10 protein-coding genes are annotated in these 19336 nt (G+C 27.1%); 6 read left to right on the forward strand and 4 right to left on the reverse strand.

All coding sequences use genetic code 11. From position 1 onward, the window contains the following. Positions 1-128: 128 nt before the first annotated feature. Positions 129-3503, reverse strand: a complete 3375-nt coding sequence (recC, locus tag K0T98_RS02340; protein WP_225639255.1) for an exodeoxyribonuclease V subunit gamma — start codon at positions 3501-3503, stop codon at positions 129-131. A 237-nt stretch (positions 3504-3740) separates the two neighbouring features. Between recC and mpl the strand changes: the two genes are divergently transcribed. From mpl to matP, 3 genes are all read left to right on the forward strand, one after another. After that, positions 3741-5141 (forward strand): UDP-N-acetylmuramate:L-alanyl-gamma-D-glutamyl-meso-diaminopimelate ligase, encoded by a 1401-nt coding sequence (gene mpl, locus K0T98_RS02345; protein WP_225639256.1) that lies wholly within the window; start codon positions 3741-3743, stop codon positions 5139-5141. Positions 5142-5477: 336 nt separating this feature from the next. Beyond that, positions 5478-6221 carry an outer membrane protein assembly factor BamD gene (gene bamD / locus K0T98_RS02350; protein WP_225639257.1) on the forward strand — a complete coding sequence of 248 codons (744 nt, stop codon included), beginning with the start codon at positions 5478-5480 and terminating at the stop codon, positions 6219-6221. A gap of 2829 nt (positions 6222-9050) precedes the next feature. Then, entirely contained in the window at positions 9051-9509 is a 459-nt protein-coding gene (gene matP / locus K0T98_RS02355; protein ID WP_225639258.1) for a macrodomain Ter protein MatP, read from the forward strand. Positions 9510-10491: 982 nt separating this feature from the next. Here matP and cynS read toward each other — a convergent pair. From cynS to lptF, 3 genes are all read right to left on the reverse strand, one after another. Further along, positions 10492-10962 carry a cyanase gene (gene cynS / locus K0T98_RS02360; protein ID WP_225639259.1) on the reverse strand — a complete coding sequence of 157 codons (471 nt, stop codon included), beginning with the start codon at positions 10960-10962 and terminating at the stop codon, positions 10492-10494. Between the two features lie 325 nt (positions 10963-11287). Continuing rightward, entirely contained in the window at positions 11288-12358 is a 1071-nt protein-coding gene (gene lptG, locus K0T98_RS02365) for an LPS export ABC transporter permease LptG (RefSeq protein WP_225639260.1), read from the reverse strand. After that, the gene (gene lptF, locus K0T98_RS02370; protein ID WP_225639261.1) at positions 12358-13458 is read right to left on the reverse strand and encodes an LPS export ABC transporter permease LptF; all 1101 of its coding nucleotides are present in this window, start codon (positions 13456-13458) and stop codon (positions 12358-12360) included. Before lptF ends, lptG begins: the two co-directional genes overlap by 1 nt. 838 nt (positions 13459-14296) lie before the next feature. Here lptF and pepA point away from each other — a divergent pair. The 3 genes from pepA (at position 14297) to K0T98_RS02385 (ending at position 19253) form a co-directional block, all read left to right on the forward strand. Next, positions 14297-15805 carry a leucyl aminopeptidase gene (gene pepA, locus K0T98_RS02375; RefSeq protein WP_225639262.1) on the forward strand — a complete coding sequence of 503 codons (1509 nt, stop codon included), beginning with the start codon at positions 14297-14299 and terminating at the stop codon, positions 15803-15805. A 113-nt stretch (positions 15806-15918) separates the two neighbouring features. Next, on the forward strand, positions 15919-16377 hold the full coding sequence (locus K0T98_RS02380; protein ID WP_225639263.1) for a DNA polymerase III subunit chi: 459 nt from the start codon (positions 15919-15921) through the stop codon (positions 16375-16377). A 20-nt stretch (positions 16378-16397) separates the two neighbouring features. Beyond that, on the forward strand, positions 16398-19253 hold the full coding sequence (locus tag K0T98_RS02385) for a valine--tRNA ligase (protein WP_225639264.1): 2856 nt from the start codon (positions 16398-16400) through the stop codon (positions 19251-19253). Positions 19254-19336: the final 83 nt, after the last annotated feature.

Consider the following 19336-nt stretch of genomic DNA (forward strand, 5'->3'; position numbering starts at 1 on the left):
TCTCATAATCATTCACCTTGAAATCTAAAAAATAATGTTATTGAGAATCTAGTTAAAATAATCATATTATTTTCTCTTTAAAATAAAAGTATTTTTTGCGCAAATTTAGTCTTACTGAAGATAAAATATTATTTAGCTAAATTATTCTGTATTAACGGTAAATAATACAGTTCAGCACATTTTTTGATTTCGTATATTTTTTTATGATCTAAATTAGGTATTACACGCTGAATATATGGATTATATCGTTCACCTATTTGCCAATGATCACCGTGCCATGCTAAAAGATATTTCACTTTTGCCTTAGCTTGAATTTGATCATTCCAATTAACTAAACCTGAACATTTATCAAAGCATGCATTCAGCCATGCCCAACTAGTTTTAGGTAGTAATAAAAGAGGATAGCTTCGTCCTTGGCGATAACTTTCAAGTAATATTAATAATATTTTTTCAGCATTTTTAGGGAGTAGATTCGCAAAATGCCATTCCGAATTTTTATTCCCGAAATACCGGCTATTACCTTTACCACCACTCCAACAATAAAATAAATGTTCAATCCATAACGATATACCGTCTACTACCCCAAGTATACTAGGACTCCAACGTAATAAACCGTTATTTTGTACTTGTTTTAAACAACCAGTTATCCTTATACCTCCTATTATCTCATCAATTTCAATAACATTCTGAGGCTGAATATGTTGTTTAACCTTAACAGCAATTTTTTTCATTCTTTTTTGTTCTTTATTCCAATATACTTGTCCAAAAGAACCATATGGTAAAATACCTGCTGAACAAAAACGCCGGAATAGAATTTCAATTTCATTACCTATAATTAAATAATTTAATAACTGATTATTAAGATGATAACGATTAAGATCATTTAATGTAAAAGGTTCTTCGTTAAATTTCTTAGTAACTCCTAGTTTAAAGTTTACGCCAAGGCGCATCTGGAAGAAGGCACGAACCGGATTGCGATAAAAACTAATAATTTCATCTAAAGTAATAACAGAAAAATCTTCCATAATTAGCTGTGACGAGAAATCTTTACGTGCCTTACCAATACCTAGAGCAGCAGGTAACCACTCACTATTATAGCTCTGAATTTCACTACCGATAATATAGTTTTCATGTGCAAAAGGTACACGAGGATGTTGAATCTGTAAATATTCTTTCACCTTTTTCGCACTAGATATTATATCTACTGATTCATCTCCAGACATATAGTGACTATGAGAAATATATTCAACAAGCTCACTTAACATAACCGACGGATAACGCTTCTTGTTGTCAGTTAAAGAGTAACTAATATAACTAATATAAAAATATTCTTGTGCTGAAACTAAAGCTTCAAGAAATAAGTATCGGTTATCCTTTAAACAATCGTGATCACCTATCTGTATATTACTTATCATTAAATCAAAACTTAAAGCAGTAGTAGTGTATGGGTAAATATCATCATTCATACCTAATAAGCATACTACTTTAAATGGAATAGAACTCATAGACATCATATTACAAAAATTAATAGATCCTGCTAAAAAATCATTATTAATATACTTATTATCTAAGTATAAAATAAATTTTTCACGTATAAGAGATATTGGTATTTTATGAGAATATTCTGCATTTATGACTTCATTAATCATCTTAAGCCATTGTTGCTCTATAAAGTTTTGAACATCCTGGTTTTCACTGTTTTGTACGAAAAAATCATTGAGTATTTCACGATATAATGGTTGCCATTCTGAAATTCTATATTCATTACTCAAGCGTATACGCCAAGTATTAAGCTTCATTATAAAATCAGCTAATTGACCAATTAATTTTGCATCACAACCACTGGATTCATCATAAGGCAATACACCATTGAAATCACCAAGATTACTATCCATGGAATAACCAAGAAGCATACGGGTTAAACCAAACTGCCAAGTATGTTGATTTGTAATTGGTAAATTTAGTTCACGCACATTATCATTATTTAACCCCCAACGAACTCCTGATTCATTAATCCAATGACGTAAAATACATAACTCTTCTTCGCTAATACCAAAATGTAAAGCTAAATCAGGTAATTCAAGTAAAGTTAAAATATCTTCAGATGTCATACGACTTTCAGGAAGATTTAGTAACATTAAAAATGTTTGCCTCATTTGATGAGTATGTCTTATATTATTATCAGAAATAAAAAAAGGTAAATAACGATCAGGCGGGGCATTACCAAATACAGCTTTAATATATGGTTTGTAGTTTTCTATATTTACAGCCATTACTATAACATCACGTAACATTATAGCTCTCTCTTTGGAGAATATATTTAATAATCTGTCATATAAAACTTCAACCTCACGTTGTAGATTGTGACAAAGATTAACACTAATACTACGATCACCTAGATTAAGTAGTCTTTTATTGCTTCTATTTTTAATATCTTCTATACTATTTATAATATTACTATAATCCTCTAACTCTAAAATATCTTTTTGAATCCTAGTTAGTAATGTATCTTTATATAAATCAACAAAAGTATGTACTTCCTTTAAATTATATTGAGCTAAAAGATACATATAATTACTACCTAACTTTCCCCAAGATTCTAGTAAAGTATTATTTAATTTTCGCTTACTATTATAATTAAAAAGTTTTACTCCTCTTTTAGGGTTATTAAATATACCAATCTTATTATTAGATTCAATATAGCGATAAAATTTATGATTTTGAAGCTTATCTATATATATATAATCCTCTTTATTACCCCAGTAATATCGGCAAGGATTGATTAACATCATGTGCACGTCAATATGACGTCCTAATGCCTTTAAAATATCTAAATAAATTGGCGGAAAAGATGGGCTACCACAAATAAAGATACGTTTTGGTAATCCCTTATAACTAGGTACTGCATTCTCTAATATAGAGATACACTGTTTATATAAATTAGCATAGTGCCATTTAGACTGTTTAATATCTACGGTATATTTTTTTAACATCATCCATAAAAAAGCCTGCCACTGTTGGTATTCATTCAAACCCTTAACTTGCTCACCTCTTTCCCATGCATATATCCATAAAGGACGATAAACTAAATACTGAGTATAAAGATCAGCAATACAGGATGCTAATTGAAAGCATTTACGGGGATCCTGATCATTAGATAAATAATTATCTATAAACCTAAATTCCTTATGACCACGCATTTGTGATAATATAGACATAATTTTCCAAGCCATAACCTCTGTACTAAAATAGTTTTCCTTAGTAACACCTATTATATTTTTTGTACATAAATTCCAGATAAAAGTATTGTATAAAAAAAATTTAATATTAGCTGCAATACCTAGCTGTTTTGCTAACTCTATTTCCAACCATTGTGCTATACTGAATCTTTGTACTAAAATAATTTCCTGTTCAAAAAAATTTTGTAGTGGTTCTTGTATCATAAGATCCGCAATAATCTGTTTTAGTAAATATAATTTATTTGAGTGATAAACAGTAAACATTCATGCTCCAGTAATAAAATTAAGACTATTTTTTATATAACTTAGTATATGTAAATCATATATAATTTATACTGATTAGATATAAATAAAGATATAAATAAGTTTATTTATTAATACATTAATATTGTGAATAAAATATGATAAATTTATAAAAAATACCAAATCATCCTACTCTAAATCAGTACTCAAATAATTATAATTTTTATAAAATAATCTTATTAATTAAATGGAAAAAACATGCATATTCATATCCTCGGAATCTGCGGTACATTCATGGGGGGGCTTGCTTTACTAGCTCGTACTCTAGGTCATCAAGTGACTGGTTCTGATGTTAATACTTATCCTTGTATGAGTACTTTACTAAAAAAAGAAGGGATTACTCTGATGGAGGGGTATGATCCTTCACATATAAAACCAATACCCGATTTAGTGATAGTAGGTAATGTAATAACACGAGGTAATCCGTGCATAGAAATAATTTTAGAAAGGGGTATTCCATATATTTCTGGTCCACAGTGGCTTCATGATACAGTACTTAGTCATCGTTGGGTAATTGCGATAGCTGGCACGCATGGTAAGACAACAACCGCAAGCATGATAACATGGATATTAGAAGCGTGTGGTTATCAACCAGGATTCTTGATAGGCGGTATTCCTGGTAATTTTAATATTTCAGCACGTATGGGTAGCAGTCCATTTTTTGTGATAGAGGCAGATGAATATGACTGTGCTTTCTTTGATAAAAGATCTAAATTTTTACACTATTGTCCACGTATATTAATTCTTAATAACCTTGAGTTTGATCATGCAGATATCTTTGATGACCTCAAAGCAATACAAAAACAATTTCATCATTTAGTACGTCTAGTACCTAGACAAGGCCTAATAATCCTACCTGCTAACGATATTAACCTCCAACAAGTAATGGCAATGGGTTGTTGGAGTAAACAAGAGTATATAAATAAAGAAAAAGGATCCTGGAGATATCATAAAATTAATAATAATACTAGCCATTTTAAGGTGTTATTTAACGGTTCTATAATAGGAGAAATAAAATGGAATTTAATAGGTGATTATAACATAAACAATGGTCTTATGGCTATTGCTGCAACCCGATATATTGGAGTATTACCAACTAAAGCTTGCGATGCATTAGTAAATTTTATCAATGCTCGTCATCGTTTAGAATTGCGTGGTGAAGCTTTTGGAGTGCAAGTTTATGATGATTTTGCTCACCATCCAACAGCTATAATAGCTACTCTTAATGCTCTTCGTAGCAAAGTAGGTAGTAAAGCACGCATTCTTGCTGTACTTGAGCCTAGATCTAATACTATGAAAATGGGTATATATAAAAAAGATCTAGCTCCGGCACTTAGATGTGCTAATGAAATTTTTTTATTCCAGCCTCAAAATATACCTTGGTTAGTAATAGAAGTAGCAAAATTATGTGCTCAACCTACATACTGTAGTTCAAATATTAATGTTTTAGTTGATATGATTACAAAAAAAGCTCATCCAGGTGATTATATTCTTATTATGAGCAACGGTCCATTTGAAGGAATTCATAATAAACTTTTGATGGCATTATCCTCTCGTCAAAAGAAAATAAAGTACAAGAATAAAATAATTAATAAATAGATTTTAATTTAAAAATTAAAAGATTTAATAAATAATATAATGAAAATTTTTATTATAATTAAGGATACTACCCTAAAGTTTCTGTACTAAATAAAATTAACGATAATTACTGTTGTAATATCTAACTCTAAATAGTTAGTAACTATAAAAATTAGTTAAAAATTTTATTTAGTACATTACTGCAATTTATTATTTTTTAGTATTAATTTAATATATAATATACGCTTTTAAATTAGTTTATAATGTTATTAAGTATTACTTTTGAATTTTTTTAAAGATTTTCATGATAAAATCTATAAAGTATCTCCTTTAATAATAAAAGGATTATTAAATATTATGATATTTATAAAATGCTTAATAACTATTGTAACATTAAGCATAGTATTGATAGGCTGTTCTTATAGCAAACAAAAACTAACTAGTAATCATATTTTTTTTATAACTTATACTACAGCACAGACTAATTTACAGAAAGGTAACTTTAAAACTGCTATTCAGCAACTAGAATTGTTAGATAATGCTTATCCTTTTGGACCTTACTCCCAACAAGTTCAGTTAGATTTAATCTATGCTTATTATAAATCATCTAATTTTCTTATAGCTCAAACATATGTAGATCGTTTTATACGTTTAAATCCATCACATCCTAATATTGATTATATTTTTTATATGCGTGGCCTTATTGATATGGCCATGGATGAAAATACACTACAAGAATTTTTTGGTATTGATCGTTCTGATTGCAATCCAGAATATGCTGAGCAATCGTTCCAAGATTTTAGTAAGCTTATTAAGTGCTATAAGCATAGTGAGTATGCTTCAGATGCTATTCGCAGACTAATATACTTAATGGAACGTTTAGCTAAATATGATCTATCAGTTGCACGATATTACATTAAACGCAGAGCCTATATTGCTACTATTAACCGTGTAGAGATGATGTTACGTAACTATCCAAATACCCAAGCAGTACGTAATGCATTACCTTTAATGCAATATGCATATATAAAAATTAATCTAAATTCTCAAGCTAATAAAGTAGCTAAAATTATTACTGAGAATAATATAAATACAAAATGATATTTAATATCAATTATTTATTAAATTTTTTAAAGTAAATAGTTACTTATTTTAATATCTATTAATTACAGTGTAATAAAAAGTTATCTAATAAATTAATTTTATAAAAATTTTTAATCAATCAAATATTTTATTGTTGATATATTAATATATACAGGTATTCTGTGTTAACTTATATAAATATAAAACCATTGTTTACTTACAACGTTATTTTTCTTTAACTAAATATTTTTAGTGTATAAAATTAGTTAATTTATAATTAATAAAAAAAATTACTCTATTAGTTTTACAGTTATTATTAATAATTAGTATGCTAATATAAAAATATTCTATTATATTTTTATATTTGTTATAAATATAACCCCTGAAAACTCTTAAAATTATACAGAAAATATATAATCAACCCTTTAAACAGTGTTATACATTTTCATTAAAAATTATTTTTTTAATTGCATTTTTACTTTTAGGTGAGATATTACAACAAGTAAAGTACTTTAAATATTAAGTTATTTTTTATTTACTTTTTTTATGTGATATACACTAAAATTTTTTCTATATGAAATTATATTTCATATCAAATATAGATCTAAAGACATAATATGAGTATATATTATAATTTTTATATATTCATTATAGTTATATTTCTAATATATTTAGTAATAGTATTAAACTGTAGATAGTAATTAATATGCATATTAGTCAATTTATAAATATCAATAAATATTCTGATATATTTCATATATATTGACTTCACCTTAACTATGAATTTAATCTTTATTAAATTTAATAAAGATTAATATTTCCTGTGTAATACCAATAATATATTGTTATAGTGACAATATATTTAAATAGTATTTTACAAATAAAAACATAAGATATTTCTATCAATTTAAGGTTAAAATAAATAGTATTTATTGAGTTTTAACAAAAATATTTCTATTTATGTTTAAAATATAACAAATTATAAGTAATAATATAAATAAAATGACAATATAGAGACTATGTGTATGTGTTAGCTTAATACTCTAAAGTACTTATATACTAGTTTATTGATATACTTTAATTCCTTATAATACTATAATTAATTCTATAATATTTCCTAAATTTTAATATCTACGATTAAGATCATAAATCTTTATTATCTTTATTAATCTAATAAGTTATCTTGCGATATTAATATTAGTTAAATAATATAAGCACTTAGTTTTTACCTCTAATTATTATGAATAAAACATTACATACACTTTTATACATAAAAAACTATTTAATATAATTCTATAAACTATAAAAATACATTTTATCACAGCTTGATTACTTTATATTATTACTAATACTAAACTTGAAATATATAATTAAATATCCTAAGATACTAACTCCTTAATATATTATAATTTATAGATTAAAATGTTCTATTTTAATCTATAAATTATATTTTAAAGATATACTTAATACTTAGTGATTACTTTAATAAGTAATTACTATTAAAATATATTATTGATATATAAAATATTATCCAAGTTTTAGTTATTTATACGAATAATAATTCTATTACTTTCTACTAGATGAGACAATACTAGGATTTTATCTTTAAATATCTATTCAAAGATTTAAATATAAATTTTTACCTAATAAAATGTATTACATCAAAATTAAATTACTAATTATAATGAAGATGTCTATTTAAGGTATAAGTAAGAAAAAAAATTAATATAGGTATATTAAGATATCATATGTTAGGTTTGAATAAGTATTTTATAAATTTTAAAAATGTCATTTCAAAATATTCTCTAATTGATATAAGATATTAGTATATAACATAACTAACGTTTCTATAAGCTTTGTTGTTTTATATATTACAATAAATATATAAAAGATACTTATTAAGTAATAAACAAATATATCTACAATTTAGTATTAAAATAATAAGTTTAACTATACTTACCAGATTAATGATGTTTTATAATATTTATACATATAAAGGATACATTTTAAATAAAATATCCTGAGAATTATATTCTCATTTACTTTAATATTATTAAATAAAATATTATTATATATAAAGGAAATACTTTATATGTTTTTACTTTTTATTCCTTGTCTTGTGCTCTATTGAGGATTAAGATACAATCTTAAACAGAAGTAATATTTATTTAATATAAATATATATTTTATATATTAATCAAATATCTCTGCATAAAATTTTTCCCTAAAATATACTTTTTTATTTATGCTAATATAAGTTTTTTATATTTATTATAAAATCCATTATTATACCAAAGTATCTTAATTAATTAACTAATTCTTATGCTACTTGCTTGTAGTATTGTAATAACTATAATAATCCTAAATAAAAAATAGCGTATTTATATTCTGAGTTGATCACGCTAATTATTAATTTCAGTTTGTTAGCATGAGTATGCTGGATTATACATGATTTAATGCAATAGTTGTATTTAATAATATGATTTGATTTAAAAACATATTTCATTTAAAATGTATAATTTAATATTAAATGGTATTAACTTAGAAAATAAATAGTTTATTAAAAAGCATTATTAATAGCAAAAAATAAACAATTGATGGATTATTTATAATGGATTATCAAGTAAACTAACTAATTTTAGTATATTCAAATTATACAAGATACATACTGTGGATCAAAATAAAATACTCCTTACTTATATATTTTGAATATGCAGTTTTGCTGTTTAATATATTAAATGAATCTAATTGATAAATATTTAGTAATAATACTAGAGAAGTAAGATGTAATTTTAAATGAGTTGTATTTAAATATAAAATTACCATATTATACTGTAGATAATATAAATGAAATACCAACAAATTGAGTATATGGAAAGTCAATGGAAGTGGAAATACTTGGTAAAGAAGCACTATGAAGGCGAGTCTATTACTCGTTATCTGGAAACAAATATGATCCAGGAGTCTATTAATATATTACTAAAATATAAGGATACACCTGAATATACTCAAGAATGGATCAGAAACCATATGAACTTTGATCTGAAAAAAAAAATACAACAAACCATTCGCGCGCGTCGTAAACGTTACTTTAATGCTGAGCATATACATCAACGTAAAAAATCAATTGATTTAGAATATACAGTTTGGTACCAACTATCTCTACTATCTAATAAATTTAGTACTACGCTTTCAGGTGCTATTGTAAAATTAATAGAAGACTCTAAAAGAAAAGATCAATATGCTGACGAGATATCATTATTGAAAAAAGATTTACAATCATTTCTGAATAGTACAAATGATTAAAATAATATACAAAAGATGAAATTTTATTTAATCCAGGTTTTTATTTATAAATATTCTCTGGTATCTTTTTACTGATTCTTTGAAATACGAAATAATTTTGCTATGATATTATGTATAAACTTACTAAGTAAATTACTTTTACTAAAAGTATACCAAAAAGATTAATAAAATGATCAATTTAACAATAATACAATACCTAATATTCACTACCTCTTTTAAATTATAAAAAATAATATTTATAATACTCTAAAAAATAATATTAAGTAAGACAATAAGTATCTTAATATACCTGAAAGGTGATTTTTATATAAATATTTATTTATAAAAATAGATATAATCATAGTATATATACTATAATACTTGTTATTAACAAGTATTAATTTTATTATATTAATAAAGTATTATTATAGAATATATATTAATATTGCTATATTAATTTGAGTAATTAATAATATAATTTTATATAATGTATTATTATAACTCTAATAATTAATAATCTATCGATATTATAGATTAATAATTCTCATAATGAGTATGGAAATTATTAATCTAAATAAAGATTTTTATATTCTACGTAAATAGAAGTATATATTCTTTATAATTAAGCTATTTATATTTTTGTTATCTTAGATTTAAAAAATTAATATTAATAATAAATAATATTATATTATTCGGTGTATTAAGTTTGGTCTAAAATTAAAAAACAATATAACTATATATACATTTAAAATATTTTATTATAATCAATAAGAGCTAGATACTATATAATTAAAGATAAAATATAAGAAATTAATAAAATATCTAATATTACAACAAAATCTATATATTAGAATATAACTACATTTAAAATAATTATATCTACTAATGATAGTAATAACTCATTAATATTAATCTTTTCTGTTATTATTTTAAATAAAATAAAATATTTATAATAATCTATTAAACTATTTAAGTTTAGAGATTATTTTATATTACTCTAAGATTAGAATGGTTTTATTGGTAAAAATTTGCCATCAAAGATAATAACAGCACGAGCACCACCATCCTGATCTTCTATTTTTTTAATATCTATTTTAAAGTTAATTGCACTCATAATACCATCACCAAACTGCTCATGTATTAACGCTTTTAGCGCAGTACCGTAAACTTGTAATATTTCGTAAAATCGATAGATAGTAGGGTCAGTTGGAATACCTTGTGGTATAGAACCACGAATAGGAACAGCCTGAAGTAAAGATGCCGCTGCTAATGGTAAATCTAATTTTTGTATAATATTTTTTGAAGTTAATTCTGGTAAAGAATGCTGTCCTAGCAAAGCTGCAGTGACAAACATCACATGCATATTAGTACCATCAGCAATATCTTGCCATGATAGTTTTTTAATTATTTTTGCTTTAATAATACTTTCAGTTAATGCTATGCGAGAATCTTGAGTAACTAGTGCATGTATCATAATTTTCTGATAAAAAATAATTTTAAGTTGTTATAATAATTTTAAAAAAATACATAAATACATTAACTTATCTCATTTTTTATTCTAATTCTGATTTAATTTAAATCCATCAATAATAAGCATTAATTAAATAAGAAACATTAGATAATAAATGATATTTACTTAATCAAATATAATTAAATATCTTATCTGTAATATTTTTAGATCTAAAATTATTTGTAGCAAAAAAGTTAATGTATACTTATATAATTATAAAGATTATGTTTTATCTTACACTATATCGTAAAATATTTCATTAATAATTTATAATTTTTATAACATGATTTTAACATTTCCTAAATAACATATAAATACTGATTAAAAAAAATAATAAACTTGGTAACAATGCACCAATCACTGGTGAAATACCATACACTAAACATAATGATCCTAAAATATTATCTAATATATAAAACAAAAAACCAAAACTAGTACCGGTTAATACTATTACACTTATCAAAGCATTATGCAAAGGACCAAAAATACAGGAGAGAACTATAAGCATCATAATGGCAACAGATAACGGAGTAAATATTTTATTCCACATCTTTAACTGATAACGTGCAAATTCTTGTCTACTTTTTTTAAGATACTTGACATAGTTATAAAGACCGCTAATAGAGAGAGAATCGGGATTCATTGCAACTACACACAGTTTATCAGGAATTAAATTAGTTTGCCAGATACCACTGATATTTTTTAAATTAGTGATTTTTGTAATATTAGTAAAATTAAACTCATTAACTTGTGATAGCTTCCAATAATGTCCTTCAAACATTGCTGAGTTGGCATGTACTATTTTTTTTAAATAATGTTGATCATTAAAACTATAAATACTAATACCCTGAATACAGTTCTCACCTGTAATATGCTGTATAAAAATAAAGTCATTACCGTCTTTAACCCATAGCCCGTTTTGAGTAGAAAGTAAGGAACCCCCGTATATACACTGAGCGCGATAGTTACGTGCAGCCTGTTCACCCGCAGGAGCAACCCATTCTCCAATAATCATAGTTAATATCACTAAAGGTATTGTAGTTTTCATAACTGAAAAAGAAATTTGTAAGCGGGTATAACCTGAAGATTGCATAACTACTAACTCACTATATCGCGCTAAAATACCTAAACTTAATAAGGTCCCAAGTAAAGCAGACATTGGAAAAAAAACTTCAATATCTTTTGGTACACTTAATAAAGTATAAAAACCAGCATCCAATGCAGAATAGTGACCTTGTCCAACCTTACGCAGTTGATCAATAAACTTTATAATGCTTGATAATGAAACGATCATAAAAAGAGTTATCATTATGGTATTAAAAATGTTACGACCAATATAACGATCCAATACTCTTAGCATCAGATTACTCTTTTCCCAGTAATTCTTGCACGTAACTTACGTATAAGCAAAGTATCCCAAATATTTAGTATAATTGCTAGTAATAGGTATAACATATTTATAACCCATACCCCAATAAATGGATCAATCTTACCTTTAGAAGCGTTAGAACGCTGCGAGCTTTGTAATAGAAAGAAAATAAGATAAAGTAAAATTGCAGGTAGTGGAGTAATACCAAGTCCTTCTCGGGGGTTTACTCCACTTAATGTAATTATGATTAATGCCATAACAAAAACAGAGAACACTAAAGTAATACGCCAGTGTAGTTCGGCACGAAAGTTATTTTCTTTAGAGTGCCATAGTGCTCTCATTGTAGCTTGTTCAGCGTTATTTAAGTTTAATGATACATCTTGATGTCCAATAATTGCCTTATAGTTCATAAAATGAGTAATACGAAAATCTTGTAATAACATCGTTACTTCATATCTAGTACCGGTATCTAGTAATACTTGTTGAAAACCATCCAAGCTTCTTTCTATATGTCCAGTATCCGCCACTATAATAGATGAACATTGTATGTTTTTAGAATGAAACTGAACTAAAAATATATTTTTAAATTTTTTACCCTTAACATCTCCTATAAAAAGTACATAGTTACCATTTTTTGATGATTGGAATTGTCCCTCAACCATAGATGCTAAACCAGGATTAGCTTTGGCTTCAGCCATAACAATATATAAATAAGATGATGACAATGGGCTAATCCAAAATGCATTAATTGATGCAAATATTCCAGTTATTAAGGCAAGCAACATTGCGGTTTTAATTATAACACCTTTTCCTAAACCGCAAGCATACATTACTACAATTTCACTTTCATGATATAGTTTACCTAATGTCATTAGTAACCCAAGAAAAAGGCTTAAAGGTAAAATAAGCTGAGCTAATTCAGGTACCCCCAATATGAGCATGGATAATACTAAATTTATAGGAATTTCTCCATCAACTACCGCCCCGAGTATTCTTATTATCTTTTGACAAAAAAATATCAGTAATAGAATTAATAAAATAGAAACCTGACTCTTCAATATTTCACGTACTAGATATCTAGTAATAATCACATTTTATGCCTATCAAACTTGTTTTATAATAGAAATTTAGATAATATCTATTATAATAGATAATGGTTATATAATTAATGAAAGCAATATAACTAAAATGATATAAAATTTTTTATATGCATTACTATATTCATATATAAAACACGCATCTAAAGCAAATAATGTTTATAAGATTAATATAATTAAAGACAATGACTATTTTTCCTAAAGTTATTATTTATAAGAAAGAAAAATATTCTATACCATATTAATTATTATCTATATTTTTTAATTTTTTATTTTTTGATTAAAGATAGAAAAAACTAAGAATAGAAATGTAAAATAATACGCAGATATTGTACTGTAAAATCCTAAATAATAATCAATTACATTATTCATCTTTATTTAATATTATGTATTTTATTTATATATACCCAATCTTAAACGCTAGATAGTACTTTAAATTATTAACCTTATTTTATAAATACTTTAAAAGAAAAATTCTACTAATACTTTATAACAAGCTATTATAACAGCATAGTTTACATCATTGTATATCACAATTTAATCAGTAGTGCATTCTTATAGTCCTAATATCAAAAACATGCTATATTAAATAGTTTAAGAAAAACCTAATAAAACAATATGTATATGAATTGTTTAAATAAGTTTGAATACCGCTTTAATATGACATGCATTTAAAAAATACAAGTAATACTAGTAAGTATATAACATATTGTATTATGTAAATTTATATATATTACTTTAGCTAGAAATAATAGTTATCAGTATAGTTGATATATTGTAAGGTATTATATTGGCTTTGTCCTAAAGACACTATTTTACAATAGGAGAGCACATGAAGTTTAGTGCAGAAATAAATAGTCTGGAATATCAGTCAAGAGATTGCATGATAATAGGTATATTCGCATCAAGAAAACTATCTCCCATAGCAAAAAAGTTAGATAAAATTAGTAATGGATATATTAGCTCTATATTACTACGTGGCGCACTAGAAGGGAATGTAGGTCAAACCTTATTACTATATAAGATACCTAACGTTATACCAGAACAGGTATTGCTAATTGGCTGTGGAAAAGAAGCAGAATTAGACGAGCGTCTATATAAACAAATAATTAAAAAAACTATTAATACACTAAAATATATAGGTTCAACGAAAACATTTTACTTTCTTACTGAACTACATTTAAAAAAACGCAATACTTACTGGAAAGTGAGAATTGCAGTAGAAACAATAAAAGAGACGCTTTATGCTTTTGAGCAATTAAAGAGTAAAAAATCTAAATTAATATGTGTACTACATGAAATAGTATTCAATGTTTTAACTAATCACGAATTAAATGATGCTGCATTAGCTATTAAACATGGTTTAGCTATTTCTTCTGGTATAACAGCTACTAAAGATCTTAGTAATATGCCACCAAATATTTGTAATGCAAAATATCTATCATTACACGCTAAACAATTAGCCGATAGCTTCAAACCTAAGATTAGCACTTTTTTAATCGGCGAAAAAGAAATGAAAGAACTTGGCATGAGTGCTTATCTGGCTGTAGGAAATGGTTCACAAAATGAATCACTGATGTCAGTTATTCATTATAAAGGGGAAGGGGGCACCGCTAAACCAATAGTATTAATAGGAAAGGGGTTAACCTTTGATTCCGGAGGTATTTCGATTAAAACTCCTGAAAATATGGATGAAATGAAATATGACATGTGTGGTGCTGCTTCAGTTTACGGTGTTATGCTTATTGCCGCTAAATTAAAACTTCCACTAAATATTATTGGTATATTAGCTGGCTGTGAAAATATGATTAATGAAAACTCTTATCGTCCGGGGGATATATTAACTACAATGAATGGCCAAACTGTTGAAGTGCTTAATACTGATGCTGAAGGTAGATTAGTTATTTGTGATGTTTTAACCTACGTTGAACGCTTCGAACCAGAATTAGTGATTGATATTGCAACATTAACTGGAGCTTGTGTAGTCGCTCTCGGTCATCATTTTACTGGATTGATGTCAAATAACAATTTACTAGCTTCAGAACTGATTTATGCATCAGAACAATCAAATGACCGTGCCTGGATATTACCAATGACAGTTGAATTTCAGGATCAGTTAGATTCTAACTTTGCTGATATAGCAAATATTAGTAAGAAACCCGGAGGAGCTATTACTGCTGCATGCTTTCTCTCTAAATTTACTCAAAAATATGTCTGGGCACATCTGGATATAGCAGGGACTGCCTGGAGTACTGGTGAATCTAAAGGAGCAACAGGCCGTCCAGTTGCTATGTTATCTCAGTTTTTACTTAACCGTGCAGGTATAAAGAGCGATCATTAAAAAATATTTAATTTAGTATACTTTACAATACTTTTTTGTACGAAAGATCCCCATGTTGCATTCATTTTAATAAATTACAAGTGCAGTATGAGAGTTGATGGATAAATCATATCATGAAACAGGCAACCTTTCATATTCTAGAATCTAATCAAATTAATGGTGCTCTCGATATTATGGAAGAGTTATCTTGTGATCTTGCGGCTGAACAATGGCGTTTAGGAAAAAGCATTTTTATTGCCTGTAAAAACAAAGATCAAGCAGTAAAACTAGATAACGCACTATGGGATCGTAAGCCATATCAATTTTTACCACATAATCTTATTGGTGAGGGTCCATATTACGGAGCTCCAATAGTATTATCGTGGCCAGGAAACAATAATAATATACCAAAAGAACTAATGATCTGCTTACAGCATGAGTGTGTAGATTTTATTACTAATTTCAATGAAGTAATAGACTTTGTTCCTTATGAAAATAATTTAAAACAGTTAGCAAGAGAACGCTATAAAATCTATCGCAAAATAGGTTTTCAAGTTATTACGCTTGAATTATCCAATAAATATGTTGTTTAAAATCAAAAGACAGATTAACTATGGAAAAAATATACAACCCGCAAAATATTGAGCAAACTTTATACCAAAGGTGGGAGAAAAAAGGATATTTTAAACCACATGGAGATACTAGTAAAGAAAGCTTTTGTATTATAATCCCCCCACCAAATGTTACCGGAAGTTTACATATGGGGCATGCTTTTCAGCAGACTATAATGGATATACTAATTCGCTATCAACGTATGCAAGGTAAAAATACTCTGTGGCAGGTAGGTACTGACCACGCTGGTATTGCTACCCAAATGATTGTTGAACGCAAAATAGCTGCTGAAGAAGGAAAAACACGACATGACTATGGACGTAATTCTTTTATAGATAAAATTTGGCAATGGAAAAAAATATCTGGAAGCAATATTACATGTCAAATGCGTCGTCTAGGAAATTCCGTAGATTGGGATAGAGAACGTTTTACTATGGATGATGGTTTTTCTAACTCAGTAACAGAGGTCTTCATGCGTCTTTATGAAGAAAATTTAATTTACCGAGGTAAACGTTTAGTTAATTGGGATCCAAAATTATGTACTGCAATTTCAGATTTGGAAGTTCAGCATCGCGAGATAAAAGGTTATATGTGGTATATCCGTTATCTTTTAGCTGACGGAGAGAAAACCACAGATGGAAAAGATTATATAGTTATTGCCACTACTCGCCCTGAAACTATGTTCGGTGATACTGGAGTAGCTGTGAATCCAACAGATATACGTTATAAAAACTTACGTGGTAAATTTGTATTAATACCATTAATTGGGCGACGAATTCCTATTATAATTGATGAATATGCCGAAATAAATAAAGGTACAGGATGCGTTAAGATTACACCAGCACACGATTTTAACGACTACAAAGTAGCTCGCCGTCATTTATTACCAATGATTAATATACTAACTTTAAATGGTAATATTCGCAATGAAGCAGAAATATTGGATACTTATGGTAAAGAAACTAATATTTATAATAAAGATATTCCTGAACAGTTTCATGGTATGGAGCGGTTTGTATTTCGCCGTGCTGTAATAAAATCTTGTAAAGATTGTGGTCTACTTATAAAAATAAAAACTCACTATTTTACCGTACCTTACGGAGACCGTAGCGGGGTAGTGATTGAACCAATGTTAACTTATCAGTGGTTCGTTCGGGCTGCACCACTAGCACAAAGAGCGATAGAAGCAGTTAAACAGCGTAAAATAAAGTTTGTACCTCAACAATATGAAAATATGTACTACTCTTGGATGGGTGATATTCAAGATTGGTGTATTTCTCGTCAACTATGGTGGGGGCATCGAATTCCAGTTTGGTATAATAAAGAAGGCAATATATTCTTAGGACGTAATGAAGAAGAAGCACGTTATAAGAATAATCTGGGTACTAATATAGAGTTAAAACAAGACGATAATGTTTTAGATACGTGGTTTTCCTCTAGTTTATGGAGTTTTTCCACATTAGGATGGCCTGCAAAAACAGAAGATCTAAAAATCTTTCACCCAACCAATGTATTGATAAGTGGATTTGATATAATATTCTTCTGGATTGCACGTATGATAATGTTAACAATGTACTTAGTAAAAGATAAATATGGAAAACCGCAAATTCCGTTTAAAACTGTGTATTTAACTGGTCTAATACGTGACGATGAAGGTAGGAAAATGTCAAAGTCCAAAGGAAATATATTAGACCCGTTAGATATGATCGATGGTATATCTTTACAAAAGTTAATAGAGAAGCGTACGAATAATATGATGCAGCCCCAAATAGCAGACAAAATTATTCAATGTACTAAAAAACAATTTCCTGAAGGAATTAAGGCACACGGTACTGACGCTCTGCGCTTTACTTTAGCAGCACTATCCTCTACTAGTCGTGACATCAACTGGGATATGAAGCGCTTAAAAGGTTATCGTAATTTCTGTAATAAATTATGGAACGCTAGTCGCTTTATAATTATGAATACAAAAGATAAAGACTGTGGTTTAAACAATAGATCAATGGTAATGTCTTTAGCTGATCGCTGGATTTTATCTAAACTTAATCAGACAATACAGGTATACCGAACAGCGCTAGATAATTACCGTTTTGATTTAGCTGCTAATATTTTATATGAGTTTACTTGGAATCAGTTCTGTAATTGGTATTTAGAATTTACTAAGCCAATTATGAAAAATAGTTCTGAAGCTGAAATGCGTGGTACTCGTTATACATTAATAACTACACTAGAAGTTTTACTTCGTATTGCTCATCCTATCATTCCATATATTACAGAAACTATATGGCAGATCATTAAAAACCTAAAAGGTATTAATGCTGATACAATTATGTTGCAAAAATTCCCCGAATATAATTCTGCTCAAATTGACGAAAAATCCTTAATTGATCTAGAGTGGATAAAACAAATAGCTATAGCTGTACGTAATACTCGTTCTGAACTTAATATTACTCCAAATAAGTTACTAGACCTTTTGCTACGTGTATGTAGAGATACAGTTCAAAAACAGGTACAAGAAAATATTGATTTTATTAAAACATTAGCTAACTTAAAAAGCATTACTATACTTTCTAATAAAGAAAAAGGACCATTATCAATAACTAAATTAGTTGAAGGTGCGGAATTACTTTTTCCAATGTCTGACTTATTTGATAAATATGCTGAGTTGAATCGTCTAAGAAAAGAAATAGCTAAAGTAGAAAACGAGATTAACCGGGTAAAAACAAGGTTATATCAAAAAGCTCTGATTAATCGTATGCCTCAGAATATTATTACCAAAGAACTAGAGAAGTTGAATTATTATACTGAAACAAGGATAAAACTGATAGAACAGAAAGATATTATTACTGCAATATAAAAAAATATTGAATATATAACTAAGATACTTCATATTATAGCTATTTTCTTATATAACTCTAATATTATTTAGAAAAAATATTC

It is taken from the genome of Candidatus Profftia sp. (ex Adelges kitamiensis), assembly GCF_020342455.1.
Taxonomy (GTDB): Bacteria; Pseudomonadota; Gammaproteobacteria; order Enterobacterales; family Enterobacteriaceae; genus Profftia.

Excerpts from the sequence above, each read along its gene's own strand:
- recC (WP_225639255.1), bottom strand. The coding sequence starts at position 3,503 with ATGTTTACTGTTTATCACTCAAATAAATTATATTTACTAAAACAGATT.
- mpl (WP_225639256.1), top strand. The coding sequence starts at position 3,741 with ATGCATATTCATATCCTCGGAATCTGCGGTACATTCATGGGGGGGCTT.
- bamD (WP_225639257.1), top strand. The coding sequence starts at position 5,478 with ATGATATTTATAAAATGCTTAATAACTATTGTAACATTAAGCATAGTA.
- matP (WP_225639258.1), top strand. The coding sequence starts at position 9,051 with ATGAAATACCAACAAATTGAGTATATGGAAAGTCAATGGAAGTGGAAA.
- cynS (WP_225639259.1), bottom strand. The coding sequence starts at position 10,962 with ATGATACATGCACTAGTTACTCAAGATTCTCGCATAGCATTAACTGAA.
- lptG (WP_225639260.1), bottom strand. The coding sequence starts at position 12,358 with ATGCTAAGAGTATTGGATCGTTATATTGGTCGTAACATTTTTAATACC.
- pepA (WP_225639262.1), top strand. The coding sequence starts at position 14,297 with ATGAAGTTTAGTGCAGAAATAAATAGTCTGGAATATCAGTCAAGAGAT.
- K0T98_RS02380 (WP_225639263.1), top strand. The coding sequence starts at position 15,919 with ATGAAACAGGCAACCTTTCATATTCTAGAATCTAATCAAATTAATGGT.
- K0T98_RS02385 (WP_225639264.1), top strand. The coding sequence starts at position 16,398 with ATGGAAAAAATATACAACCCGCAAAATATTGAGCAAACTTTATACCAA.